Source organism: Dermacoccus nishinomiyaensis (genome assembly GCF_900447535.1).
Lineage (GTDB): Bacteria > Actinomycetota > Actinomycetes > Actinomycetales > Dermatophilaceae > Dermacoccus > Dermacoccus nishinomiyaensis.
The window spans coordinates 153725-178334 of the sequence record NZ_UFXX01000001.1 but is presented as its reverse complement, the minus strand read 5'-3'; the positions used below and the strand labels follow the sequence as shown (position 1 = coordinate 178334).

16 protein-coding genes and 3 rRNA genes are annotated in these 24610 nt (G+C 66.2%); 3 read left to right on the top strand and 16 right to left on the bottom strand.

Annotated features, from left to right (window positions below; all coding sequences use genetic code 11):
* Window positions 1-68: 68 nt before the first annotated feature.
* Both DYE07_RS01040 and DYE07_RS01035 read right to left on the bottom strand, forming a co-directional pair.
* Window positions 69-1076 carry an ABC transporter permease gene (locus DYE07_RS01040; protein ID WP_115296140.1) on the bottom strand — a complete coding sequence of 336 codons (1008 nt, stop codon included), beginning with the start codon at window positions 1074-1076 and terminating at the stop codon, window positions 69-71.
* 234 nt (window positions 1077-1310) lie between these two features.
* Entirely contained in the window at window positions 1311-2684 is a 1374-nt protein-coding gene (locus tag DYE07_RS01035; protein ID WP_115296139.1) for a replication-associated recombination protein A, read from the bottom strand.
* Window positions 2685-2766: 82 nt separating this feature from the next.
* On the opposite strand from DYE07_RS01035, the gene DYE07_RS01030 reads away from it, so the two are divergent.
* Together DYE07_RS01030 and DYE07_RS01025 are read left to right on the top strand one after the other, a co-directional pair.
* Window positions 2767-3351 carry a hypothetical protein gene (locus tag DYE07_RS01030; RefSeq protein WP_006943866.1) on the top strand — a complete coding sequence of 195 codons (585 nt, stop codon included), beginning with the start codon at window positions 2767-2769 and terminating at the stop codon, window positions 3349-3351.
* A 149-nt stretch (window positions 3352-3500) separates the two neighbouring features.
* Entirely contained in the window at window positions 3501-5633 is a 2133-nt protein-coding gene (locus DYE07_RS01025) for an MMPL family transporter (RefSeq protein WP_050786440.1), read from the top strand.
* A gap of 56 nt (window positions 5634-5689) precedes the next feature.
* On the opposite strand, the gene DYE07_RS01020 is transcribed toward DYE07_RS01025, so the two are convergent.
* The 3 genes from DYE07_RS01020 to DYE07_RS01010 all read right to left on the bottom strand — a co-directional run bounded on the left by DYE07_RS01020 (window position 5690) and on the right by DYE07_RS01010 (window position 8981).
* Complete coding sequence (locus DYE07_RS01020; protein WP_006943900.1) at window positions 5690-6283, bottom strand: HAD family hydrolase; 594 nt, start codon at window positions 6281-6283, stop codon at window positions 5690-5692.
* Window positions 6284-6426: 143 nt separating this feature from the next.
* The gene (gene aspS, locus DYE07_RS01015; RefSeq protein WP_115297040.1) at window positions 6427-8262 is read right to left on the bottom strand and encodes an aspartate--tRNA ligase; all 1836 of its coding nucleotides are present in this window, start codon (window positions 8260-8262) and stop codon (window positions 6427-6429) included.
* 284 nt (window positions 8263-8546) lie between these two features.
* Window positions 8547-8981, bottom strand: a complete 435-nt coding sequence (locus tag DYE07_RS01010; protein ID WP_115296138.1) for a YchJ family protein — start codon at window positions 8979-8981, stop codon at window positions 8547-8549.
* A 74-nt stretch (window positions 8982-9055) separates the two neighbouring features.
* Here DYE07_RS01010 and DYE07_RS01005 point away from each other — a divergent pair, with 74 nt between their 5' ends.
* A complete protein-coding gene (locus tag DYE07_RS01005) occupies window positions 9056-10036 on the top strand; it encodes an asparaginase (RefSeq protein WP_115296137.1) in 981 nt (326 codons plus the stop codon).
* 4 nt (window positions 10037-10040) lie between these two features.
* Here DYE07_RS01005 and DYE07_RS01000 read toward each other — a convergent pair whose 3' ends face one another.
* The 11 genes from DYE07_RS01000 to DYE07_RS00950 form a co-directional block, all read right to left on the bottom strand.
* Window positions 10041-10715: an NUDIX domain-containing protein gene (locus DYE07_RS01000; RefSeq protein ID WP_115296136.1), complete on the bottom strand. Its 675-nt coding sequence runs from the start codon at window positions 10713-10715 to the stop codon at window positions 10041-10043.
* Window positions 10716-10868: 153 nt separating this feature from the next.
* Window positions 10869-12506, bottom strand: coding sequence for a CTP synthase (gene pyrG, locus DYE07_RS00995; RefSeq protein WP_074045223.1), 1638 nt, complete (start codon window positions 12504-12506; stop codon window positions 10869-10871).
* Window positions 12507-12585: 79 nt separating this feature from the next.
* Window positions 12586-14328, bottom strand: coding sequence for a DNA repair protein RecN (gene recN / locus DYE07_RS00990; protein ID WP_337905397.1), 1743 nt, complete (start codon window positions 14326-14328; stop codon window positions 12586-12588).
* A gap of 67 nt (window positions 14329-14395) precedes the next feature.
* Complete coding sequence (locus DYE07_RS00985) at window positions 14396-15304, bottom strand: NAD kinase (protein ID WP_074039489.1); 909 nt, start codon at window positions 15302-15304, stop codon at window positions 14396-14398.
* Window positions 15304-16122 carry a TlyA family RNA methyltransferase gene (locus DYE07_RS00980; protein WP_074039492.1) on the bottom strand — a complete coding sequence of 273 codons (819 nt, stop codon included), beginning with the start codon at window positions 16120-16122 and terminating at the stop codon, window positions 15304-15306. Before DYE07_RS00980 ends, DYE07_RS00985 begins: the two co-directional genes overlap by 1 nt.
* Window positions 16119-16424 carry a hypothetical protein gene (locus DYE07_RS00975; RefSeq protein WP_202774994.1) on the bottom strand — a complete coding sequence of 102 codons (306 nt, stop codon included), beginning with the start codon at window positions 16422-16424 and terminating at the stop codon, window positions 16119-16121. Before DYE07_RS00975 ends, DYE07_RS00980 begins: the two co-directional genes overlap by 4 nt.
* Window positions 16412-17377, bottom strand: coding sequence for an HAD-IIA family hydrolase (locus DYE07_RS00970; protein ID WP_074045220.1), 966 nt, complete (start codon window positions 17375-17377; stop codon window positions 16412-16414). Before DYE07_RS00970 ends, DYE07_RS00975 begins: the two co-directional genes overlap by 13 nt.
* Entirely contained in the window at window positions 17370-18194 is an 825-nt protein-coding gene (locus tag DYE07_RS14455; protein WP_136788439.1) for a tetratricopeptide repeat protein, read from the bottom strand. Before DYE07_RS14455 ends, DYE07_RS00970 begins: the two co-directional genes overlap by 8 nt.
* A gap of 861 nt (window positions 18195-19055) precedes the next feature.
* Window positions 19056-19173, bottom strand: a 5S ribosomal RNA gene (gene rrf, locus DYE07_RS00960).
* Window positions 19174-19262: 89 nt separating this feature from the next.
* Window positions 19263-22363: ribosomal RNA gene (locus tag DYE07_RS00955) — 23S ribosomal RNA — on the bottom strand.
* Between the two features lie 373 nt (window positions 22364-22736).
* Window positions 22737-24258 (bottom strand): 16S ribosomal RNA (locus tag DYE07_RS00950).
* The 16S, 23S and 5S rRNA genes sit together here, the layout of an rRNA operon.
* Window positions 24259-24610: the final 352 nt, after the last annotated feature.

Here is a 24610-nt window from a genome sequence, read left to right as displayed (position 1 = left end):
GACCTGACCGGACGTGGCCAGGAAAATTGAGGGAGCCTGAAGGCTCGTTTGTAGAACGCCTGGTGGCGTCAGTGACGGTCGGCCTTGGGGTCGAGCGCGTCGCGCAGACCGTCACCCATGAGGTTGAAGCTCAGGACGAGGGTCGAGATGGTTATCACCGGCACGAAGAAGTACATCGGGTCCGCCTGCGAGAAGTCGATGGCGTCCGTGATGATGTTTCCCAGCGTAGGGGTCGGGGCGTGGATGCCGACACCGAGGAAGCTCAGGGCGGCCTCAGCCGACACGAAGGCGGGGAACGTCAGCGTGGCGTAAACGAGGAACGGCGCCCAGAGGTTGGGAAGCAGTTCCGTCACGTACAGACGGCGGTTCGTCGCACCCAGGGAGCGGGCCGCCTCGATGAACTCACGGTTGCGCAGCGTCATGACCTGGCCGCGGATGATGCGGGCGAATGTCGGCCAGCCGAAAAGGCCGAGCACGAGGATGATGTAGATGCCGGCAGCGATGTTGTCGTTGCTGACGCCCAGGCTCTGGATGCGCGCGATGAGCGTGCCCGACAGAGCCAGGAGGAGCAGCGTCTGCGGCCAGCACAGGACGAGGTCGACGAGTCGGCTGAGCAGGAAGTCGGCCTTGCCCCCGGCGAAGCCGGAGATGAGGCCGACGGTCATGCCGATGAGCATCGCCACGAACGTCGCGCCGAGGCCGACCACGACGGAGAACGTCACGCCGTACATGAGGCGGCTCAGCAGGTCGGTGCCCGACTGCGGGACGACGCCGAGCGGGTGGTGTGAGCTGGCGCCGCTGAACGAACCGATCGGGCTGCCGTCACTCGACAGGAGATCGCGGTGCGTGGAGGTGGGGTCGAGGACACCGACCGCGACGAGAATGGGCGCCAGGATCGCGATGAGGACGAACAACCCTGCGATGGTCATCGCAGCGAGGGTCGCCTTGTCGCGCTTGAGTCGCGAGACCGCGATCTGACGAAGCGAACGACCTTCGATCGCCTTGGGCTCCTCGGGCGTCTTGGGTTCGGCCCCATCGGGGCCCATCCCTTCGAGCGCGGGATCGCCGGTGACCATTGCCAAGGCTTCGTCCTTCCGTCTCGGGGCGCTCGGTGCGCGCTCCGCCTGTCACACGCGGACCGGCGGTTGGCCGAGCTCGTCATGCACCCCAGATCATGCCCCATCGAAATTGTGATTCCAGCCTCAAAGTACGAGGGTCACCAGATCGTTACCTTTGACCCGCGAATGGCCGCAGGTGTAACACCGCGTTAACGAAACACGCGATTCTGCAACATCACGCAGTGAGCTGCATCACGTTGCACTCTCTCCCCCGCGGATGACGGCGCGCAGGCGTCGCCATCGCTCCCCCAGCCGCTCCTCCCACCCCCGCGACGTCGGGTGGTAGTAGTCCGCATCGGGCAGCAGGTCGTCCGGCAGGAACTGCTGCGGGCCGACACCGTCCGGTTCATCGTGCGTGTATGTGTATCCGGCCCCGTGCCCCAACTGCGTCGCCCCGGCATACCCCGAACCGCGCAGATGCGGCGGCACGGCGCCGCCGCGGCCCGCCCGGACGTCGGCGATGGCGGCGTTGATCGCCGCGTACGCCGCATTCGACTTCGGCGCGATCGCGTTGTGCACGACCGCCTGCGCGAGGATGATCCGCGCCTCCGGCATGCCGATCTGCGCGACGGCGTGCATCGCCGCCACCGCCGTCTGCAGCGCCGTCGGATCCGCCATCCCCACGTCCTCGCTCGCGGCGATGACGATGCGCCGCGCGATGAATCGCGGATCCTCGCCCGCCTCGAGCATGCGTGCCAGATAGTGCAGGGCGGCGTCGACGTCGGAGCCGCGCATCGACTTGATGAGGGCGGAAGCGACGTCGTAGTGCTGGTCACCGGCGCGGTCGTAGCGCACCGCGGCTGCCGCCATCGCCTGCTCGACGTGGGCGAGCGTGATGGTCTTCTCCCCCGCGTCCGTCGCCACCCCGGCGCCGGCCTCGAGAGCCGTGAGCGCCCTCCGGGCGTCACCGCCGGCCATGCGGACGAGGTGATCGCGCGCGTCGTCGTCGAGGGTGAATCGCTCGTCGAGACCGCGCTCGTCGACGAGTGCCGCGCCGATGACGTCCGCGATCTGCGCGTCGTCGAGCGAGGTGAGCGTGACGAGCACCGAACGCGACAGCAGCGGGGCGATGACACTGAACGACGGGTTCTCCGTCGTCGCGGCGACGAGGATGACGGTGCGGTTCTCGACGCCCGGCAGCAGCGCGTCCTGCTGGGCCTTGCTGAAGCGGTGGATCTCGTCGAGGAACAGCACCGTCGAACGCCCGTACATCGCGAGGTGGCGGCCCGCCTCCTCCATCGCCTGACGTACGTCCTTGACGCCCGCCGTGATCGCCGACAACTCGACGAACCGGCGTTCCGCGCTGTTCGCCGCGAGATGCGCGAGCGTCGTCTTGCCCGTTCCGGGCGGCCCCCACAGGATCGCGCTCATCGGCCCCGCCGCACCCGCCTGGCCCTCGATGAGACGCCGCAGCGGCGACCCGGGCTTGAGCACGTCGCCCTGCCCACGCACCTCCTCGAGGGTGCGCGGGCGCATGCGCACCGCGAGCGGCGCCATCGCCGACGCACCAGCGCTGCCCGAGGTTCGTTCACCGTCGAGGCGGCTCGAGAACAGGTCATCACTCATGGCTGCAGTCAACCAGCCACCACCGACAAGGCACGACTAGAGTGAGCCGCGCCACCGCGCCGCCCGCCTCGAAGGACACCCCATGAGCAATTCCTCCCAACCCACCGCGATCCGTCAGACGTTCAACGTCGTCATCGGGTGGTTCGGGGTCGCCATCGGGATCGTCCTCGTCGTCAGCGGCCTCATGGCCCGCTCGCCGCACACGATGGCGTTCGTCGGCTTCGCCCTCGCCGCGGCGTCGTTCTGCGTCATGGTGCGCCCGAGCATCCGCTTCGGCGCGGACGACGTCGTCGTCTCCAACGTCGTGCGTGAGGTGACGCTGCCCTGGCCGGGCATCTCGCACGCCACGTCGAAGGGCAGCCTCGTCCTCCATGACAACGACGGGCACAAGACGACGGTGTGGGCGATCGGCTCGCAGAAGGCGCGCGGCGCGCGCAACGCCGACGACGCGCGTCTCGGCATCCTGCCGACCGCGTCCCTGCGCCCGATGCCGGGCACCCTGACGCAGCCTCCGCGCTCTGCCGGCGCGCTGCGCGAGGCCTTGGACGCCGAGACGGTGGACAACCCGGCCGACGTCCCCTCCGGTCGTCGCGTGCGCTGGCTGCCGCTGCCGTGCGCCCTCATGGCACTCGCGCTCGTCAGCGTCATCGTGGCGGTCATCGGATGAGGTGGGGCGCCACGCGACAGCGCGCCGGGGCCTCTCGGGCCGACGATTCGTCGGCTGCCTCGTCAAATGGTTCGGGCCATTCGCCCGAGCCGACCGACGGCGAGCGTCCGAGCGGGCGAGGCTACGGCGCCTTCGTCGCGCGTCACGCCATGGCCATCGTCCTGACGTGGCTCGTCGCCGTCGTCCTGGCCTTTGCGACGACGGCCGGCGCCTTCGGTGGCGGCGGACTCTTCGCACACCTGCGGCAGGCCGAGCCGTTCGTGCCGGGTGAGGCACACACCGGCAACGACATGCTGCTGACCGGCGACAAGGCCGGCGGCAGCGTCGCCGTCCGACTCGACGGGGTGGCGAGTTCACAGCAAGCGGCTGTCGGCGCGAAGGTGCAGCAGGTGATCGACGACGTCGTGCACACGTCGGCGGTCGAGTCGGCGTACTCACCCGCGGCGAAACGCGACCCGCGCGTCGCTGCCGCCTACCGTTCCTCGAGCGCACCCGAGTCGATGGTCTTCGTCGCCACGCTCGATGCTGGGCTCGACAAGAGCGTGCAGGAGGACGTGAGCGCGCAGGTCACGAAGGCCGTCGAAGCGGTGACGCCCGCGGGGGTGCGCGTGCGCACCGGCGGGTCCGTGGAAGTGCTCAAGCGCATCACCGATCAGGTGCAGGAAGACCTCAAGACCGGAGAGGGCATCGCCTTCCCGCTGACCCTCATCGTCATGGTCATCGTGTTCGGAGGATTCATCGCGGCGGGCCTCCCCCTCATCGGCGCGATCGCTGCGATCGCCGGCGGGCTGCTCGCGCTGCTCGGGTTCAGCCACGTCACCGACCTCGATGCGACCGTCGTCAACATCGTCACGATTCTTGGTCTCGGCCTCTCGATCGACTACGGCCTGCTCATCGTCGGACGCTTCCGCGAGGAACTGTCGCGCCTCGCGCTGCAGCGCGAGGCCGACGGCCTCGACGGGGTGCTCACGAGCGCCGACCACGACCTCGCGACCCAGCGCACGATCGCGACGGCCGGGCGCACCGTTCTCTTCAGCGGGCTTACGGTCGCGATCTCCGTCGCAGGGCTCGTCCTGTTCCCCGCATCGGTGACAAAGGCGATCGGCCTCGCCGGCCTGTCCGTCGTCGCCGTCGCCTGCCTCGCGGCGCTGACGCTCGTGCCCGCCTGCGCGCGCCTCGCTGCGGCGCGCCTCGCGAAGAAGCGCGTGCAGCCTGACGCGGACGAGGGACGATTCGCCGACCTCGCCCACGCCGTCCAGCGTCATCTGTGGATCTCGATCTGCGGTGTCGTCGTCGTCCTGCTCGTGCTGGCCGCGCCGCTGCTCGGCATGCGGCAGGTGAGCTCGACGAGCGCGTTGCTGCCGACGTCGGACCCGCAACGCACCCTCATGAACGACCTCGCCCACGACTTCCCTGCGCTCGGCGAACCCGCCGTGAGCATCGTCGGCGAGACCGACGTGGCGACGATGACGAAGTGGGTCTCGAGCGATGTCGCACACCGCGAATACGTCACCGGGGTCAACCCCGTGCGTGACCTCGGCGACGGCAAGGTCGCCGTCGGATTGCGAGTCGACGGGGCCACCCCCTCCAACGGGCGCACGCAGCACGTCGTCCACGACCTGCACGCTCACCGCCCAGGATTTCCGACATGGGTGACGGGCCAGCAGGCCAAGCTCGACGACTACACGCACGCCATCGCTGCGCGAGCCCCCTACGTCGTGCTCGTCGTTGCGTTCGCGACGCTCGTGCTGCTGTTCCTCATGACGGGATCGCTCGTCCTGCCGCTCAAGGCCCTCCTGTTCAACGCCCTCTCCCTCGGCGCGAGCCTCGGAGCGATGACGTGGATCTTCCAGAACGGCCACTTCGAATCGCTGCTCGGCTACACGAGCAACGACGCGATCGAGTCGACCGTCCCCGTCATCCTCATCGCGTTCGGTTTCGGCCTGGCGATGGACTACGAGGTATTCCTGCTCTCTCGCATCGTCGAGGCCCACGAACATGGTGACGACGACGCGCGCGCCGTCGCCGTCGGCATCCAGCGCAGCGGACGCATCGTGACGAGCGCCGCACTTCTCATGGTCATCGTCATGCTCGGGTTCGCCGCGGCGAAGATGGTCATCATCAAGCAGATCGGCGTGGGCCTCGCCCTGTCGATCATTCTCGACGCCACGCTCGTCCGCATGATCCTCGTGCCCGCGACGATGACCGTCATGGGCCGGTGGAACTGGTGGGCCCCCGCCCCGATGAAACGCTGGCACGCCCGCTTCGGCCTCCGCGACTGACTCCCCCGCGAATCGCGTCCCCCTTTGCGAATCCCGTCCCCAACGGCGATTTGCGGTCACATTCGAACACCGGCGCCCTCGAGCATCCGGCGCATGCCGGCCGCGCCGCTGCTGGGGTCATGCAGATGTGCCCGGATGCCGCAGGACGTCGCCGCCGCGACGTTGCGGGCCGAATCGTCGACGAACACGATCTGACCCGCCGGGACGTCCAGCCGGTCGATGATCGACGCGAAGAACGCCTCGGCCGGTTTGCACGCGCCGAGCTCGCAGGAATAGAACTCCTCGTCGAACACTCCGGCGTAGCGGCGGCGCATGAGGTCACGGCGCACGTCCTGCTGGTTGGTTGCGAGATGCACGCCGTACCCGGCACGTCTGACCTTGGCGACGACGGCCATCGCCTCTTCGTCGATGTCGAAACGCGACCACAGCTGCAGCGCGTCATCGGGATCGAGCGCGACCCCGTGCTCCTCGGCCGCGGCGACGAGGCAGTCACGCATCCTCGCCTCGCCCCGCATGGCGGGCAGTTCGCGGGCGAACACGACGGACGCGAAGCCCTCGCCACCGATCGCGTCGAGCGCACCCACCCAGCCGTGACGCGCGTGCTGCAGCACACCGTCGGCATCGAACAGGACGGTAGCCGTATCACGCATGTGGCGACCCTACGGCTGAAAGGGGCAAGCCCTGAAACCGTTGTCGGGCCCAGCACCCCCGGCGCGTCGCGCAGAATCGGTCGAGCCCCTGACGTCATGCGACGTCAGGGGCTCGACCCGTTGATCGGTCGCCGATCAGCCGATCACGACTTGTTGGGCGACACCTCGGCCGGAGCGGCGGGCGATGCGGCGTCCGCAGAAGCCTCACTCTTGACCTGAGGCTTGGCGTCCACACCCGCCTCCTTGCGCTGCTGAGCGGAGATCGGGGCGGGCGCGGCCGTCAGCGGGTCATAGCCGCCGCCGCTCTTCGGGAACGCGATGACGTCGCGGATCGAGTCGGTGCCCGCGAGCAGCGAGACGATGCGGTCCCAGCCGAACGCGATGCCGCCGTGCGGGGGCGCACCGAAGCTGAACGCCTCGAGGAGGAAGCCGAACTTCTCCTGCGCGTCCTCCTCGCTCAGACCCATGACCTTGAAGACGCGCTCCTGCAGGTCCTTGCGGTGGATACGAATCGAGCCACCGCCGATCTCGTTGCCGTTGCACACCATGTCGTACGCGTACGCGAGCGCCTCGCCTGGTTCGGTGTCGAACGTGTCGAGGTACTCGGCCTTCGGCATCGTGAACGCGTGGTGCACGGCCGTCCACATACCGGAGCCGACGGCGACGTCCCCCGAGGCGACAGCGTCGGCGGCAGGCTCGAACAGCGGCGCGTCGACGACCCACAGGAAGCTCCACGCGTTCTCGTCGATGAGGTCGCAGCGCTTGCCGATCTCGAGACGCGCTGCGCCGAGCAGCGCGCGCGACGCCTTCGTCGCACCCGCGGCGAAGAAGATGCAGTCGCCGGGCTTCGCACCGACGTGGCCGGCGAGGCCCGCCACCTCGGTCTCGGTGAGGTTCTTGGCCACCGGGCCGGTGAGCGAGCCGTCCTCCTGGACGAGGACGTACGCGAGGCCCTTCGCGCCGCGCTGCTTCGCCCACTCCTGCCACGCGTCGAGCTGACGACGGGGCTGCGACGCACCACCCGGCATGACGACGGCGCCGACGTATTCGGCCTGGAACACGCGGAACGTCGTGTCCTTGAAGAACTCCGTGCACTCGACGAGCTCGTTGCCGAAGCGCAGGTCGGGCTTGTCCGAGCCGTACTTCGCCATCGCGTCGGCGTACGTCATGCGCGGGAACGGCGTCGGCAGGTCGACGCCGATCGTCGCCCACACGGCCTTCGCGATCTGCTCACCGAGCTCGATGACGTCGTCCTGCTCGACGAAGCTCATCTCGATGTCGAGCTGCGTGAACTCGGGCTGACGGTCGGCGCGGAAGTCCTCGTCGCGGTAGCAGCGCGCGATCTGGTAATAGCGTTCCATCCCGGCGACCATGAGCAGCTGCTTGAACAGCTGCGGGCTCTGCGGCAGCGCGTACCAGCTGCCCGGCGCGAGACGAGCGGGGACGAGGAAGTCACGAGCGCCCTCGGGCGTCGAACGCGTCAGCGTCGGCGTCTCGATCTCGACGAAGTCGCGCTCGTTGAGCACGGCGCGCGCAGCCTGGCTCACCTTCGAGCGCAGACGGATCGCGTCGCCCTGGTCCTTGCGACGCAGGTCGAGGTAGCGGTACTTGAGGCGCGCCTCCTCTCCGACGGTGATGCGCTCGTCGATCTGGAACGGCAGCGGCGCCGCCTCGGAGAGCACCTCGATCTCGTTCGCGACGACGTCGACCTCACCCGTCGGCAGGTTCGGGTTGACGTCCTTCGGCTCGCGCGCGGCGACCTCACCCGTGACCTTGATGCAGTACTCGGAGCGCAGACCGTGCGCGGCTCCCGTCAGCACCTCGTCGCGTGCGACGACCTGGACGACGCCCGAGGCGTCACGCAGGTCGACGAAGGCGACACCGCCGTGGTCGCGACGCTTGGCCACCCAACCCGTCAGGGTGACGGTGTCACCGACGTCGGCTGCGCGAAGGGTTCCGGCTTCATGGGTTCGAAGCATGATGTTCCTCTCGATTCGTTCCATGCGGCGACGCGTCGATCGGACGATGCTCGACCGGGCGCCCCACGTGGGAGCAGCCCGGGAGGTGTGGGCGGGGGCCAGGTCGCGGTGCCACCACACCTTCGCCGAAAGATCTTCGGCCTCTCGTCGGTGACGCCGGACGCGCGGTCCGCCGCAGAACACGCCCGTCACGGGCCATGCTCGGGCGGGGTGTCAGGCCGCCACGGCGTACCTGCTCATTCTAGGTGATGCCGCGTGTGCGACGCGCCCGTGTTTTTCGCGGCTCAGTCGAGCTCGTCCCCATCGACGTAGAACCAGCGGCCGGCGCGGCGTTCGAAGCGCGAGTGCTCTCGCAGCACCCCGCGACGACCGTCGTCGGCGAGGTAGGACGCCTCGAAGGTGACGGTGCCGCGCGTATCGGCCTCGTTCATGCCGCTGTCACCCGTGTCGAGCACCCGCAGGGCCAGCCACGTCACGCCGTCGAGGTCGCCGACCTGAGCCGGGCGCGTGCGCGGATGCCAGGTGCGCCACAGGTGGTCGGCGTCGGGTAGCACGAACGCCGTGTAGCGCGAGCGCATGAGCGCTTCGGGCGTCGGCGCGAGCACGCCGTCGAGGACGAGCGGGCCGCAGCATTCGCGCAACGAGCGCCCGGGCACCCAGGCGCAGGGGCACTCAGCGTCCGGGCCGGGTCGCACGCTTGGGTCAGCCGCAGCAGGCATGGGTCTCCTCGGTGACGGGCTCGCGCAGCGATCGGCGCGCGGCGGTTCGTTGGCACGACGATAACCTGTGCGCCATGACGAAGCGGATCGCGATGTACTTCCTCGGCGGAACCATCTCCATGTCCTCCGATGACGGCGCCGGAGTGCGCCCCACGCTCGGCGCCGACGACCTCATCGCCGCTGTCCCCGGCCTCGACGCAGCTGACGTCGACCTCACCGGCGAGACGATCGCGCGCGAACAGAGCGGTTCGCTCACCCCGGCGCACTTGCTCGAGGTGCTGCAGCGCGCGAGTGCCTCCGACGCCGACGGGTTCGTCCTCGTCCAGGGCACCGATACGCTCGAGGAGAGCGCCTACCTGCTCGACCTGCTCTGGGACGACGGGCGCGCGTTCGCCGTCACGGGCGCGATGCGCAACCCGACGATGGCCGGGGCCGACGGAGCCGCCAACATGCTCGCCGCGATCCGCGTCGCCGCGAGCGACGCCGCGCGTGGGCTGGGCGTCGTCGCCGTGTTCGCCGATGAGATCCACGCGGCGCGCTCGGTGACGAAGGGCGACACGTCATCGCTCACGACGTTCGTCTCCCCCGACTGCGGCCCGATCGGGCGCGTCCTCGAAGGTCGTACCCACCTCTTCCACCGCCCCGCGCGACTGCCGGCCCTCCCCCGGCCTGACGCCGTCGACGCCGAGGTGCCCGTCCTGACGGTGGCACTCGGGCAGTCGGCGCGGGCGCTCGACGCCGTGAGCGCGGGCGCCGACGCGCTCGTCATCGCCGGCCTCGGAGCCGGGCACGTGCCCGGGTGGTGGGCCGAGAGCGTCGGACACATCGCGGCCCGCATTCCCGTCATCATGACGAGCCGGACCTTCTCGGGCCCGGCGCTCGTCGAGACGTACGGTGCGGTCGGCGCGGAGGTCGACCTCCAGCGCCGCGGCGTCGTCATGGGTGGCTACCTGCGCGCCGTGCAGGTGCGATTGCTCGTCATGACGATGCTGGCCACCGGGGCGTCACGCGAGAGCATCGCCGCCGAGGTGCGCCGCCGCGGCGGCTACCGCTGACCCGCTACTGCTTCGGAGCAAAGGCGGGGTGCACCGACCACGGGGTGTCGGGGGCGCGCAACGGTGCCCAGCCCGCGTCGCGCGCCGCGCGAGCCGCGAGGCATGACATGAGCAGCGCCGGGTTGTGGAGGCGCCCGGCGAGCGCTGCGTCGACGACGTCGTCGAGGCGAGCCCAGCCGGTCGGCATGTCGAGTTCTTCCTCCTCGCGCTCGAACCGGTCATCTTCCGACACGTCGGTGAGGTCGCGGGCGAGGAAGACGCGAAGCTGCTCCGAGAGCCCGCCCGGTGACGAGGCGTAGTCGATGAGCAGGTCGAGACGCCCGGCGCGCAGGTCGGCCTCTTCGTAGAGCTCACGCAGCGCCGCCTCGTGCGGCAGCTCGCCGTCGACGTCGAGCAGCCCCGCCGGGATCTCCCACTCCTGCGCACCGATGGGGTGCCGGTACTGGCGAATGACGAGCACCTCCTCGGCGCCGGGTTCGCCGCGCATCGCGAGGACGGCGACGGCGCCCGGATGGCGGACGAAGTCACGGGTGACGCGCCCGGCATCGCCGAGATCGGCTTCCTCCTGGACGACGTCCCAGACCCATCCCTCGTAGACGACGTCGCTGCGCACGACGGGCGCGGGGGTGTAGTCGTCGACGAGTTCGCTGGGGGTGATCGTGGGGTGCATGGAAGTCATGCCACCGATCCTGACACACCGGACTGGCACCCGGTCGCGCCCGGCCGCTACGTCGCAGGCCGACGTCCCAAGAAACGCCGAGGAGGGCGGCGCCGTCTCCGGCATCGCCCTCCTCGATTCATGACACGCGGCCCGAACAGCAGCCGCACGTCGTCACTTGCTCGGTCGCTCCAGCGCGGCCTGGACGAGCCCCGCGAACAGCGGGTGCGCGCGGTGCGGTCGCGACTTGAACTCCGGATGAGCCTGCGTCGAGACGTAGTACGGGTGGACGTCCTTCGGCAGTTCGACGAACTCGACGAGCCCGAGCTCGGGGTGCGTACCCGAGACGACGAGGCCAGCGTCGCTGACCTGCTCGAGGTAGTCATTGTTCACCTCGTAGCGGTGACGGTGACGCTCGCTCACCTCCGTCGTGCCGTAGGCGTTCGCCACGACCGAGCCGTCGAGCAACTTCGCCGGGTAGGCGCCGAGGCGCATCGTGCCACCGAGGTCGCCGGCGCCCTCGACGAACGACTTCTGCTCCTCCATCGTCGCGATGACGGGGTGTGACGTCTCGGGGTCGAACTCGGAGCTTGACGCGTCAGCGATGCCCGCGACGTTGCGCGCGTACTCGATGACCATGCACTGCAGGCCGAGGCAGATGCCGAGCGTCGGCACCTTGTTCTCACGGGCCCACTTCAGCGCGCCGAGCTTGCCCTCGATGCCGCGCACGCCGAACCCGCCGGGCACGAGCACCGCGTCGACACCCGACAGCGCCTTCTTCGCGCCCGCGTCGCTCGTGCAGGTGTCGGAGGCGACCCAGCGGATCTTCACCTTCGTGTCGTGATGGAAACCGCCGGCGCGCATCGCCTCGGTGATCGAAAGGTAGGCGTCGGGCAGGTCGATGTACTTGCCGACGAGGGCGATCTCGACCTCGTGCGCCGGACGGTGGACGTGGTCGAGGAGCTTGTCCCACTGGGCCCAGTCGACGTCACGGAACGGCAGTCCAAGGCGGCGGATGACGTACGCGTCGAGCCCCTCGGAGTGCAGCACGCGCGGGATGTCGTAGATGCTCGGCGCGTCGACGGCGGCCGCGACGGCCTCGGAGTCGACGTCGCACATGAGCGAGATCTTGCGCTTGATCGGCTCGGGGATCTCGCGATCGGCGCGCAGGATGAGCCCGTCGGGCTGGATGCCGACCTGACGCAGTGCAGCGACGGAGTGCTGCGTCGGCTTCGTCTTCAGCTCACCGCTGGGGCCGATGTACGGCACGAGCGAGACGTGGAGGAAGAAGACGTTGTCGCGCCCCACGTTGTGGCGCACCTGGCGTGCGGCCTCGAGGAACGGCAAGGACTCGATGTCGCCGACCGTGCCACCGATCTCGGTGATGATGATGTCGGGTGCGTCGTCGCTGTTCGCCTCGGCGCGCATGCGCTCGACGATCTCGTTCGTGATGTGTGGGATGACCTGCACCGTGTCACCGAGGTATTCCCCGCGACGCTCGCGTGCGATGACATCGGAGTACACCTGGCCGGTCGTGACGTTGGCGCGCCCGTGCAGGTTGACGTCGAGGAATCGCTCGTAGTGACCGATGTCGAGGTCGGTCTCCGCGCCGTCTTCGGTGACGAACACCTCACCGTGCTGGAACGGGTTCATCGTTCCCGGGTCAACGTTCAAGTAGGGGTCGAGCTTCTGCATCGTGACGCGCAGGCCGCGCGAACGCAGCAAACGGCCGAGACTGGATGCCGAGAGGCCCTTTCCGAGGGAGGAGGCCACGCCTCCGGTGACAAAAATATGCTTCGTCGTCTGATCCACCACGGAATGCCAGCGTACTTCATCGAGAGGTGTTCGGGCGACAGGGCTGCCGCACGATGGATGTGAACCCAGAGAACGTTCATGCGCTCGACTTCTGTGACGCGCCGGCCGCCGCCAGCAGGGATTCGGCGTGCTCGCGCGCGACCGCGCTTGTCGTGTCGCCACCCAGCATGCGCGCGATCTCGGTGACGCGCGCGTCACCCGTGACGGCGGCGACGCCGCTCTCGGTGACGGCGCCGTCATGCGATTTGTGGACGACGAGGTGGTTGTCGGCGTACGCCGCGACCTGCGCCAGGTGCGTCACGACGATGACCTGCGCGCTCTGCGCGAGCCGCGCCAGGCGCGCGCCGATGTCGTGCGCCGCCTCGCCCCCGACGCCGGCGTCCACCTCGTCGAACACGAACGTGGGCACGCTGCCCGTCGAGGTCACCACCTCGAGGGCGAGCATGACGCGCGACAGCTCACCACCGGAGGCGGCCTTCGTCACCGGCTTCGGATCCATGCCGCGGTTGGCCGACAGCAGGATCGTGACGTCGTCGATGCCGTGCTCCGAGGGTTTGACGAGGCGCCCGTCGGGCAACTCGAGGCCCTTGTCGGCTTCGGCGATCGAGACCTCGACGACGAGGCGAGCCGAGCCCATCGCGAGGTGATGCAGCTCCTGCGTGACAGCCTCACCCAGTCGCTCGGCCGCGGATCGACGCAGATCGTGCAGCGCGAGAGCATCAGCCCCGACCTTCGGCGTGAGCCCCGCGACCTCGGCGTCGATCGCGGCGATGCGATCGTCCGAGCCGGCGAGCTCCTGCGCCTCACGCCCGGCCTGTTCACGCCACGTGAGCACGTCGTCGAGTTCGGGCCCGTACGCCTTGAGCAGCTGGGTGATGGCGGCGCGCCGCTGATGCACCTCCTGCAACCGCTGCGGATCCATGTCGATGGCGGCCGCGTACTGCGCCACGTCCGCGGCGAGGTCGGCCGTGAGCGTCTGCACCTCCCGCAACCGCTCGATGAACGGTGCGAGGTCGGCGTCCAGCGTCACACCCGACTCGAGCCCACTGCGCGCAGCAGCCATGAGCGCCAGCGCATTCGGCTCGTCGGGCGACAACTCGTCGCCGGCCAGGGCCGCACCCGCACCACGCGAGGCGGCCAGGAGATCCTCGGCATGCGTGAGCCGCTCACTCTCCGCCGCGAGTTCGACGTCCTCACCCTCGATCGGCTCGATCTCGTCGATGCGCGCGATCCCAGCCTCGAGCATCGTGAGCCGCTGCGCGCGCTCCTGCGCCTTGAGCGTCAACTCGCGCCGCTCGGCCCGCAGCGCCTTCAGCCTCACATACCCGTCGCGGTAGCGCTGCGCCACCTCCGAGAGTTCGGGGCCTGCGAACGCGTCGAGGATCTGACGGTGCTCCTCGGGCTGCTTGAGCCGCCATTGGTCGGCCTGCCCGTGCACCGCGACCAGCTCATGCCCGATGCGCGCCAGCACGCCTGCGGGGACACTGCGCCCGGCCACCTGCGCACGCGAACGCCCCGTCGCGGCTACCGAGCGGCTGAGGATCACCTCGTCGCCCGCCTCCAAGTCGAACTCATCGGCCAGCGCGGCCGCGCTCACATGCTCGCCCGGCACGTCGAGGAACCCCTCGACGAGCGCCGACTTCTCCCCCGTGCGCACCCGATCGGCGTCAGCACGCTCACCGAGCAGCAGCCCGAGACCGCTGACGACCATCGTCTTACCCGCGCCCGTCTCGCCCGTGACCACGTTGAGCCCCGGGCTGAGTTCGAGCGTCGCGTCGGCGATGACACCCATGTTGCGAATCCGGATTTCCCTCAGCACGCTTCCCACCCTAGGGGCACGACGCGACGAATGGTGATTCGAACACGCTTACGAACAGATGAACTTTTCAATGCGCGCGTCGCGTGCCGCGCCAGCCCTCGACCGACAGGTCGAACTTGCGCACGAGACGATCCGTGAACGGCGCGGTGCTCAGGCGCGCCAGCGTGACGGGCTTGTCGCTCGCGTGCACCTCGACACGGGCGCCGTCGGGCAGATCGAACGGGCGCCGCCCGTCACACCACAGCACGGCGCGCCCCTGCGCACCGGGCACGAGTTCGACGGCAAGTTGCGCGCGCGGCCCCAGCACGAGCGGGCGCGCGAACAGCGCATGCGCCGAGATCGGCACGAGGAGGATGGCCTCGGTGTCCGGCCACACGACCGGTCCTCCCGCGCTGAAGGCATAGGCCGTCGACCCCGTCGGCGTCGCGATGACGACGCCGTCAGCGCCCCAGGACGCGAGGGGACGGCCGTCGATCTCGACGGTCAGTTCGAGCATGCGCTCTCGTGCGGCCTTCTCGATGCTCGCCTCGTTGAGCGCCCACCCGCGGTGCAGTTCCACCTCACCGCGCCCGTCGGTCGCGACGACCTCGAGCGTCGCGCGGGTCTCGACGATCCACGAGCGCTCACGCACGCAGGCGACGATCCGCTCGACGTCCTCCTTCTCCGCCTCGGCGAGAAACCCGACGTGGCCGAGATTGATGCCGAGCAGCGGCACCCCGCAGTCGCGCGACAGTTCGGCGGCGCGCAGGATCGTGCCGTCACCGCCCAGGACGACGGCGAGCTCGCACGCCACCCCGGCTTCCTCCGGCGCGACGGTGACGACGCCCGGCCGCTGCGCGATCCCGAAGGCCGCCAGCTCGTCGGCGATGCCCGCGACCTCGATCCCGGCGGCCGTCAGCCCTTCGACGAGTCGCTCGGCGACCTCGTAGGCCTCGGGCCGGCGCGGGTGGCCGATGAGCAGGACGCGGCGGTTCATCACTCGCTCCTTCGCGTGAGGTCGCGGATTCGCTGGTTGGCGGAGGCGTCGTCGAGTGCGCCACCGACCGCGGCGCGACGCAACCAGACGAGGTATTCGTGGTTGCCGTGGCTGCCCACCATCGGGCTCCACGCGAGACCGTGCACGGCGAGGCCGAGTTCGGACGCGCACGCGAGCACCTTCTCGATGCTCTCGCGACGCTGCTCGACTGACGTCACGACGCCCGTCCTGCCCAGTCTCTCGCGTCCGACCTCGAACTGCGGCTTGATGAGCGCGATGAGATCACCGTCGTCGGCGAGCAGAAAGGACATGTGGGGCAGCGCCAGCGTCAGCGAGATGAACGACAGATCGCTGACGACGAGTGCGAACGGTGAGCCGTCGAGCTGCGTCGCGCTCACGACGTCGCGGACGTTGACGCCCTCGAGATCGGTGACGCGCGGGTCGCTCTTGACCGGTTCGGCGAGCTGGCCGTGCCCGACGTCGAGAGCGACGACGTGAGCCGCCCCCCGTTCGAGCAGCACCTGCGTGAACCCACCGGTCGAGGCGCCGACGTCGATGGCGTGCGCTCCGGCGACGCGGGTCGCGACACCCGGAAAGGCCTCGCACGCGGCGAGGAGCTTGTGTGCGGCACGGCCCACGTAGTGGTCGAGGTCGCCCTCGATCTCGACGTTCTGCGTGTCGCTCACCTTGGTCGACGCCTTCGCCTCGACCTTGCCGTCGACAAGCACCCTCCCCGCGTCGAGCAGCTCCTTCGCCTGGGCGCGAGAACGCACGAGGCCGCGCGCCACGAGGGCGGCGTCGAGTCGCACACCACTCATGCCTGGGCCTGTTCGAGGCGTCGCTGCAAGCTCTCATGGACGTCGTGTGCACGAGCGATGACGTCGGCGGCGTCGACGTCGGGCCCACAGCTTTCGGACCCGCTGTCATTCGACACTCTGCCGACCGACCCATTGCCGCCCGTCGACTTGCCGGCCATCGCATCGACGCTCTCGCGCAGGCGGCTCACGGCATCGTCCAGCTCTGTGTCACCGACCGGGCCGTCCCCGGCGATCACACGACGGCCCTCGGCCCGCTGGGCGAGCTCAACCGGGCTGGGCACCCCGACGTTCATGACCCGCACGCCTGACGCATCTCGCGCGCCGCGTCCTCGGCGGAGAGGTCTCCCGCATCGACGCGCTCCCACAGGGACGTCAGCAGACCGCGCACGCGCGCGACGCTCGCACCCGGGCCGCATTCCCCGGCAGTCTCGACCTCGTACGGCTGCGTCAACCCGCGCAGATCCGCGAGCACGTACGTCGGGCGACGCTCCTTCGGTGCCGCGGCTGCGTCCGCGAGGCCGTGAACACCGGTGAGCACGAGCACGCTGTCGTACCCGCCGCGGGTCGCGCCTTCGATATCCGTCTCGAGCCGATCGCCGACAGCAAGGACGCGCGACGCGTCGGCCGCGCCGATGCGCTCACTCGCCATGTCGTACATGACGGGCATGGGCTTGCCGGCCACTTCGGGATCGACCGCCACCGCATTGCGGACGGCCTGGACGAGCGAGCCGTTGCCGGGTGCGATCCCTTTCTCGGTCGGCAAGGTCAGGTCAGTGTTCGTCGCGACCCAGCGCGCACCACCGTTGACGGCGTGCGCTGCGGCCGCGAGGTCCGTCGCACGGACATCCGGCCCGTAGCCCTGGACGACGGCATCGATGTCGCCGGTCCCTGCACCTGCATCGTCGTCGCCGACGCAGACGAAACCGGCCCCCCTCAGCGCTCGGGCAACGCCCTCCCCGCCGATCGGCAGGACGATACGCACCTGCGCGCCACTCTCGCGCAGCACGTGCGCTGCCGCCATCGACGAATTGACGACGTCCTCGTCGTCCAGACGCAGCCCGAGCTCACGCAGATGCGCCGCGACGGCCGACGGGGGACGCGAGGCGTTGTTCGTCGCGTAGACGACGCGCGTCCCATGTTCGCGCGTGCTCTGGAGGCTCGCGATGGCATGCGGGATGGCGTCGGGCCCTGCGTAGACGACGCCGTCGAGGTCGCAGACGATGCCGTCGTACCGGTCGAGCAGGCCTTCAGTCACGGGGGTCCTGTTCCCCGACCGACGCTGACGGTTCGTTCGGCGGTACGGCGCCGAACGCGCTCAGGTCGAGCTCGGCGAGACGCGGGTCGACGTCCTGCTCGTCCTCCGGCGCGAGGTCGGTCAGCTCGAAGCCGTCGATCTGGTCGATGCGGTCGGCGGCGTCCGTCTCGCCATCACGGTCGGCCGCGTCGGCCTTGACGAACCACGCCCGCGCTTCCTCCCGCTCACCCAGGTCGAGCAGCGCGTCAGCATACGCGTAGAACAGACGAGCGGCCCAGGGCTGCGTCGTCGCCTTCTGCAGGGCGGGAATGCGCAGTCCGACGACGGCAGCCCGCGACTGTCCCATGTCGCGGCGCACGCCGGAGACGACGATGGCCAACTCGATGTTGTCGGCCTCAGAGAGGCGTTGCGCTTCCGGAGAGTTCGCCAGCTCGAGGGCCCGCTCGTAGCGCCCCAGGCCACGCTCGCAGTCGACCATGTACGGCAGCAGGTGGTCGGAGCCGGACAGCCGGCGCGCGGTCCGGAACTCACGCAGTGCCTCGGCGAACTCGCCCGTTCGGTAGAGGACCAGACCGAGCGCCTCGCGCGCTGCCGGAACCCGGCCGGCCCGGCTCACGGCGTGCTGCGCGTGGTCGAGCGCCTTCTCCGGGTTCTCGTCCAGCAGTTCGGCGGCAGCGACGAGGTGCTTGGCGACGCCCTCGGCGTTCTCCTTGCTCAGGGTACGCAGCTGCTGACGAACCGCCTTATCGAGCTCATAGCCCGTGATGTCCTCCGGCAGCACCGGCTCCGGCTTGCGACGGGGACGCTCGTCCCCCACGGCCTTCGCGTCCCAGCTGCGCGGGCCACGAATCGACGACTGCTCGTCCGACCAGCCGGCACCGCGGTCCCCCCGGCCGGTGAACCCGCCACGGTTTTCGCTGCGGTCATCCCGACGGAAACCGCCACCCCGCTCGTCACGACGATCCGAACCGCGTCCGTAACCACCACGCTCATCACGCCCAGACGAGCGGCGGTCGTCCCGGCCACGGTCATCACGACGGAAACCCCCACGATCCTCACGACCCCGCTCGTCATCCCGACGCGGTCTGTCATAGCTGCGCTCGTCCCGGCCACGGTCGTCCCGACGGAAACCCCCACGATCGTCACGACCGAAGGAACGGCGATCGTCACGACCCCGCTCGTCGTCCCGACGCGGGCCACCGTAGCCACGCTCATCGCGGCGGACACCTCTACGGTCGTCACGACGGTCGCTGCCCCGTCCATAGCTGCTTCGCTCGTCGCGACCTGACGAGCGACGATCGTCGCGCTCGAACCGACCCCGCTGCTCACGGGAACCCCTGTCGTCACGAGCCGGGCGACGCTCGCCGGAGGCCGCCTCGCGACCTCCCTGCGACCAGCGCGAACTGCGTTCGCGACGCTCTGGCGTGTTCTCGGTGTTCTCGTCAGGCATGTCTTCCTCTTCTCAGGACGGGCAATAGACATCGTGGCACGAGGGCGGCGCCTCGGGCGAGCCGGCACCCATTGCTACGACGGAGCGAGGGCATCGACCACGGCTGCGCAGCCAGGGCATACATGAAAGAAGGGCCCTTGATCCAAGAACTGTTCAAGCTCCGAGCCACCCGTCGGGGGCTTCAAGGAACACGACGTTCATCAGATCAAGGACCCTTCTGTTGAAGAAGTCCGGCGGTGTCCTACTCTCCCACACCCTACCGAGTGCAGTACCATCGGCGCTGAAGGGCTTAGCTTCCGGGTTCGGAATGTGACCGGGCGTTTCCCACTTCGCTATAACCACCGTAACACTATGAAACATATCAACCCATCATGGCGAGTGTATTGTTTCAGAATTACACAGGGACGCGAGCACTAGCACAACAATACTGAGTGTGATAATAAGTTATCGGTTCATTAGTACCGGTCAGCTACAACCATTACTGGTCTTCCACATCCGGCCTATCAACCCCATCGTCTCTAGGGAACCTCTCACACACAAGGTGTATGGAAACCTCATCTCGAAGCGTGCTTCCCGCTTAGATGCTTTCAGCGGTTATCACTTCCGAACGTAGCCAATCAGCGGTGCTCCTGGCGGAACAACTGACACACCAGAGGTTCGTCCATCCCGGTCCTCTCGTACTAGGGACAGGTCTTCTCAAGTTTCCTACGCGCACAGCGGATAGGGACCGAACTGTCTCACGACGTTCTAAACCCAGCTCGCGTACCGCTTTAATGGGCGAACAGCCCAACCCTTGGGACCTACTCCAGCCCCAGGATGCGACGAGCCGACATCGAGGTGCCAAACCATGCCGTCGATATGAGCTCTTGGGCAAGATCAGCCTGTTATCCCCGGGGTACCTTTTATCCGTTGAGCGACGGCGCTTCCACAAGCCACCGTCGGGTCACTAGTCCCCACTTTCGTGCCTGCTCGACATGTCTGTCTCACAGTCAAGCTCCCTTGTGCACTTACACTCAAAACCTGATTGCCAACCAGGCTGAGGGAACCTTTGGGCGCCTCCGTTACCCTTTAGGAGGCAACCGCCCCAGTTAAACTACCCATCAGGCACTGTCCCTGATCCGGATCACGGACCGAAGTTAGGAGCCCAATACGACCAGAGTGGTATTTCAACAATGACTCCACACACACTGGCGTGCATGCTTCACAGTCTCCCACCTATCCTACACAAGCCGTACCGAACACCAATACCAAACTGTAGTAAAGGTCCCGGGGTCTTTCCGTCCTGCTGCGCGTAACGAGCATCTTTACTCGTACTGCAATTTCGCCGAGTTCGTGGTTGAGACAGTGGAGAAGTCGTTACGCCATTCGTGCAGGTCGGAACTTACCCGACAAGGAATTTCGCTACCTTAGGATGGTTATAGTTACCACCGCCGTTTACTGGGGCTTAAATTCTCAGCTTCACCACCGAAGTGATTAACCAGTCCTCTTAACCTTCCAGCACCGGGCAGGCGTCAGTCCGTATACATCGAATTACTTCTTCGCACGGACCTGTGTTTTTAGTAAACAGTCGCTTCTCCCTGGTCTCTGCGACCCTCACCCCTAGCCCGTACGGGCTTCAAGGCTTGGGCCCCCCTTCTCCCGAAGTTACGGGGGCATTTTGCCGAATTCCTTAACCACGATTCACTCGATCGCCTTAGTATTCTCTACCTAACCACCTGAGTCGGTTTGGGGTACGGGCGGCTCGAACCTCGCTAGAAGTTTTTCTCGACAGCATAGGATCACCCTGCTTCCCACATACGTGGTCACCATCACATCTCAGCCACATCACTGACGGATTTACCTACCAGTGGGCCTACATGCTTGGACGGGGACTACCATCGCCCCGCGGAGGCTACCTTCCTGCGTCACTCCATCGCTTACCTACTACACGATCGGGTCACACGCTCCCCACACCAGATGATCCCGAAGGACCGGTTGGCATGGTTCGGGTGTTTAGCATCCCATGGTTCAGTATGGGCGGTTCTTCGCCGGTTCCGGAATATCAACCGGATGTCCATCGACTACGCCTGTCGGCCTCGCCTTAGGTCCCGACTTACCCAGGGCAGATTAGCTTGACCCTGGAACCCTTGGTTATTCGGCGGACGGGTTTCTCACCCGTCATTCGCTACTCATGCCTGCATTCTCACTCGTGTAGCATCCACGACTCGATCACTCGGCCGCTTCACTCGCCACACGACGCTCCCCTACCCAACAACACCCCCGTTAAGGGTCAGTGTGTCATTGCCACAGCTTCGGTGATGTGCTTGAGCCCCGCTACATTGTCGGCGCGGAATCACTTGACCAGTGAGCTATTACGCACTCTTTAAAGGGTGGCTGCTTCTAAGCCAACCTCCTGGTTGTCACAGCAACTCCACATCCTTTCCCACTTAGCACACGCTTAGGGACCTTAGCTGATGATCTGGGCTGTTTCCCTCTCGACTACGAAGCTTATCCCCCGCAGTCTCACTGCCACGCTCTCACTTACCGGCATTCGGAGTTTGGTTGACGTCAGTAACCCGGTGGGGCCCATCAGCCATCCAGTAGCTCTACCTCCGGCAAGAAACACGCGACGCTGCACCTAAATGCATTTCGGGGAGAACCAGCTATCACGGAGTTTGATTGGCCTTTCACCCCTACCCACAGCTCATCCCCTCAGTTTTCAACCTAAGTGGGTTCGGTCCTCCACGCCGTCTTACCGGCGCTTCAACCTGGCCATGGGTAGATCACTCCGCTTCGGGTCTAGACCCAGCGACTCAAACGCCCTATTCGGACTCGCTTTCGCTACGGCTACCCCACACGGGTTAACCTCGCCACTGAGCACTAACTCGCAGGCTCATTCTTCAAAAGGCACGCCGTCACCCCACACAGAGGCTCCGACGGATTGTAAGCACACGGTTTCAGGATCTATTTCACTCCCCTCCCGGGGTTCTTTTCACCTTTCCCTCACGGTACTAGTCCGCTATCGGTCACCAGGGAATATTTAGGCTTAGCAGGTGGTCCTGCCAGATTCACACGAGATTTCACGGGCCCCGTGCTACTTGGGAAACAGCACAACACAGCCACACACGTTTCGTCTACGGGAGTCGCACCCTCTACGCTCAACCATTCAAGATTGTTCAACTACGCACATGGTTTCTTACTGCGCACCCTCATGTCAGTGAGGATCAGCACTGTCCCACAACCCCACAACCGCAACCCCTGACAGGTCTCACACGATCATGGTTTAGCCTCATCCGCTTTCGCTCGCCACTACTCACGGAATCACTCTTGTTTTCTCTTCCTGTGGGTACTGAGATGTTTCACTTCCCCACGTTCCCTCCCAACACCCTATGTGTTCAGGTGCAGGTGCCATGACATGATTCATGGCGGGTTTCCCCATTCGGAAATCCCCGGATCACAGCCTGTTTATCGACTCCCCGAGGCATATCGCAGATTACAACGTCCTTCATCGGTTCCTGGTGCCAAGGCATCCACCGTGTGCCCTTAAAAACTTAAGATCACAGATACTAGATGCTCGCGTCCACTGTGTAATTCTCAAACAACACGCCACACACAACCCCACACACCCAAACCCCATCCAACAAGATGAAGAGTCTTCACTTGGTGTGTGATCTTGTGTTGACCACAACCCCAGAACACGATCCGTGTCCTGAGAACCCAACAACGCGCCGAACACAACCCCAACACACTCACCACCACCATGCTTTCCCCAACCAGCCCCACATCCTCACCCCATCAAGGGATCAAGACGCGTATGACTGGTTCGTACTCGCTGATGCCGGCAACCATGCAGGCTGCACCATGATCATCGTTCCACCCATGAGCACCCCCCACACACGAACGGTGTGGCAAGGGCTTGATGCTCCTTAGAAAGGAGGTGATCCAGCCGCACCTTCCGGTACGGCTACCTTGTTACGACTTAGTCCCAATCGCCAGTCCCACCTTCGACGGCTCCCCCCACAAGGGTTAGGCCACCGGCTTCGGGTGTTACCGACTTTCGTGACTTGACGGGCGGTGTGTACAAGGCCCGGGAACGTATTCACCGCAGCGTTGCTGATCTGCGATTACTAGCGACTCCGACTTCATGGGGTCGAGTTGCAGACCCCAATCCGAACTGAGACCGGTTTTTTGGGATTAGCTCCACCTCACGGTTTCGCAACCCTCTGTACCGGCCATTGTAGCATGCGTGAAGCCCAAGACATAAGGGGCATGATGATTTGACGTCATCCCCACCTTCCTCCGAGTTGACCCCGGCAGTCTCCCATGAGTCCCCACCCGAAGTGCTGGCAACATGGAACGAGGGTTGCGCTCGTTGCGGGACTTAACCCAACATCTCACGACACGAGCTGACGACAACCATGCACCACCTGTACACCAGTCCGAAGACGCACACATCTCTGCATGATTCCGGTGTATGTCAAGCCTTGGTAAGGTTCTTCGCGTTGCATCGAATTAATCCGCATGCTCCGCCGCTTGTGCGGGCCCCCGTCAATTCCTTTGAGTTTTAGCCTTGCGGCCGTACTCCCCAGGCGGGGCGCTTAATGCGTTAGCTGCGGCACGGAACTCGTGGAATGAGTCCCACACCTAGCGCCCAACGTTTACGGCATGGACTACCAGGGTATCTAATCCTGTTCGCTCCCCATGCTTTCGCTTCTCAGCGTCAGTAATGGCCCAGAGACCTGCCTTCGCCATCGGTGTTCCTCCTGATATCTGCGCATTTCACCGCTACACCAGGAATTCCAGTCTCCCCTACCACACTCTAGTCTGCCCGTACCCACTGCAGAACCGGAGTTAAGCCCCGGTCTTTCACAGCAGACGCGACAGACCGCCTACAAGCTCTTTACGCCCAATAATTCCGGACAACGCTCGCACCCTACGTATTACCGCGGCTGCTGGCACGTAGTTAGCCGGTGCTTCTTCTCCAGGTACCGTCACGTTAGCTTCGTCCCTGGTGAAAGAGGTTTACAACCCGAAGGCCGTCATCCCTCACGCGGCGTCGCTGCATCAGGCTTTCGCCCATTGTGCAATATTCCCCACTGCTGCCTCCCGTAGGAGTCTGGGCCGTGTCTCAGTCCCAGTGTGGCCGGTCGCCCTCTCAGGCCGGCTACCCGTCGTCGCCTTGGTAGGCCATTACCCCACCAACAAGCTGATAGGCCGCGAGTCCATCCCCCACCACAAAAACTTTCCACCAACACTCCATGCGGAGATCGGTCGTATCCAGTATTAGACCCAGTTTCCCAGGCTTATCCCAGAGTGAGGGGCAGGTTACTCACGTGTTACTCACCCGTTCGCCACTAATCCACACCAGCAAGCTGGTGCTTCATCGTTCGACTTGCATGTGTTAAGCACGCCGCCAGCGTTCGTCCTGAGCCAGGATCAAACTCTCCGTAGAAAAAATTTGTTACCCTGACCGAGAAAAAACGGTGACAAACAACAACCCCAAAAGGGTCATCGTCGTTCTGTACAATCATTAATCACTCAGCCAAAACACGCGACACTCCATAAGTGCCACTAAAATGTTTGGCGATGATCACATCGGCACGCTGTTGAGTTCTCAAAACACCATCGCACACCACACGAAGCAGGAACCCTTTTCGTTTCCCGCCCCATTCGGGGCAACTCATCAACCTTACCACCCTCGCTCCCCGACTTCAACTCGGCGCTTGGAACCACATCGCTGTAATTCGTTGCGTCCCAGTCGAATTGGTGACCAAGAGCCGTCCGAGTGAGTGGCTGTTTCCAGC

Coding starts and splice junctions, on each gene's coding strand:
- aspS (WP_115297040.1), bottom strand. CDS start 8,262: ATGCTTCGAACCCATGAAGCCGGAACCCTTCGCGCAGCCGACGTCGGT.
- DYE07_RS01000 (WP_115296136.1), bottom strand. CDS start 10,715: ATGACTTCCATGCACCCCACGATCACCCCCAGCGAACTCGTCGACGAC.
- DYE07_RS01025 (WP_050786440.1), top strand. CDS start 3,501: ATGGCCATCGTCCTGACGTGGCTCGTCGCCGTCGTCCTGGCCTTTGCG.
- DYE07_RS01020 (WP_006943900.1), bottom strand. CDS start 6,283: ATGCGTGATACGGCTACCGTCCTGTTCGATGCCGACGGTGTGCTGCAG.
- DYE07_RS01040 (WP_115296140.1), bottom strand. CDS start 1,076: ATGGTCACCGGCGATCCCGCGCTCGAAGGGATGGGCCCCGATGGGGCC.
- DYE07_RS00980 (WP_074039492.1), bottom strand. CDS start 16,122: ATGAGTGGTGTGCGACTCGACGCCGCCCTCGTGGCGCGCGGCCTCGTG.
- DYE07_RS01035 (WP_115296139.1), bottom strand. CDS start 2,684: ATGAGTGATGACCTGTTCTCGAGCCGCCTCGACGGTGAACGAACCTCG.
- DYE07_RS00985 (WP_074039489.1), bottom strand. CDS start 15,304: ATGAACCGCCGCGTCCTGCTCATCGGCCACCCGCGCCGGCCCGAGGCC.
- DYE07_RS01010 (WP_115296138.1), bottom strand. CDS start 8,981: ATGCCTGCTGCGGCTGACCCAAGCGTGCGACCCGGCCCGGACGCTGAG.
- DYE07_RS01030 (WP_006943866.1), top strand. CDS start 2,767: ATGAGCAATTCCTCCCAACCCACCGCGATCCGTCAGACGTTCAACGTC.
- DYE07_RS01005 (WP_115296137.1), top strand. CDS start 9,056: ATGACGAAGCGGATCGCGATGTACTTCCTCGGCGGAACCATCTCCATG.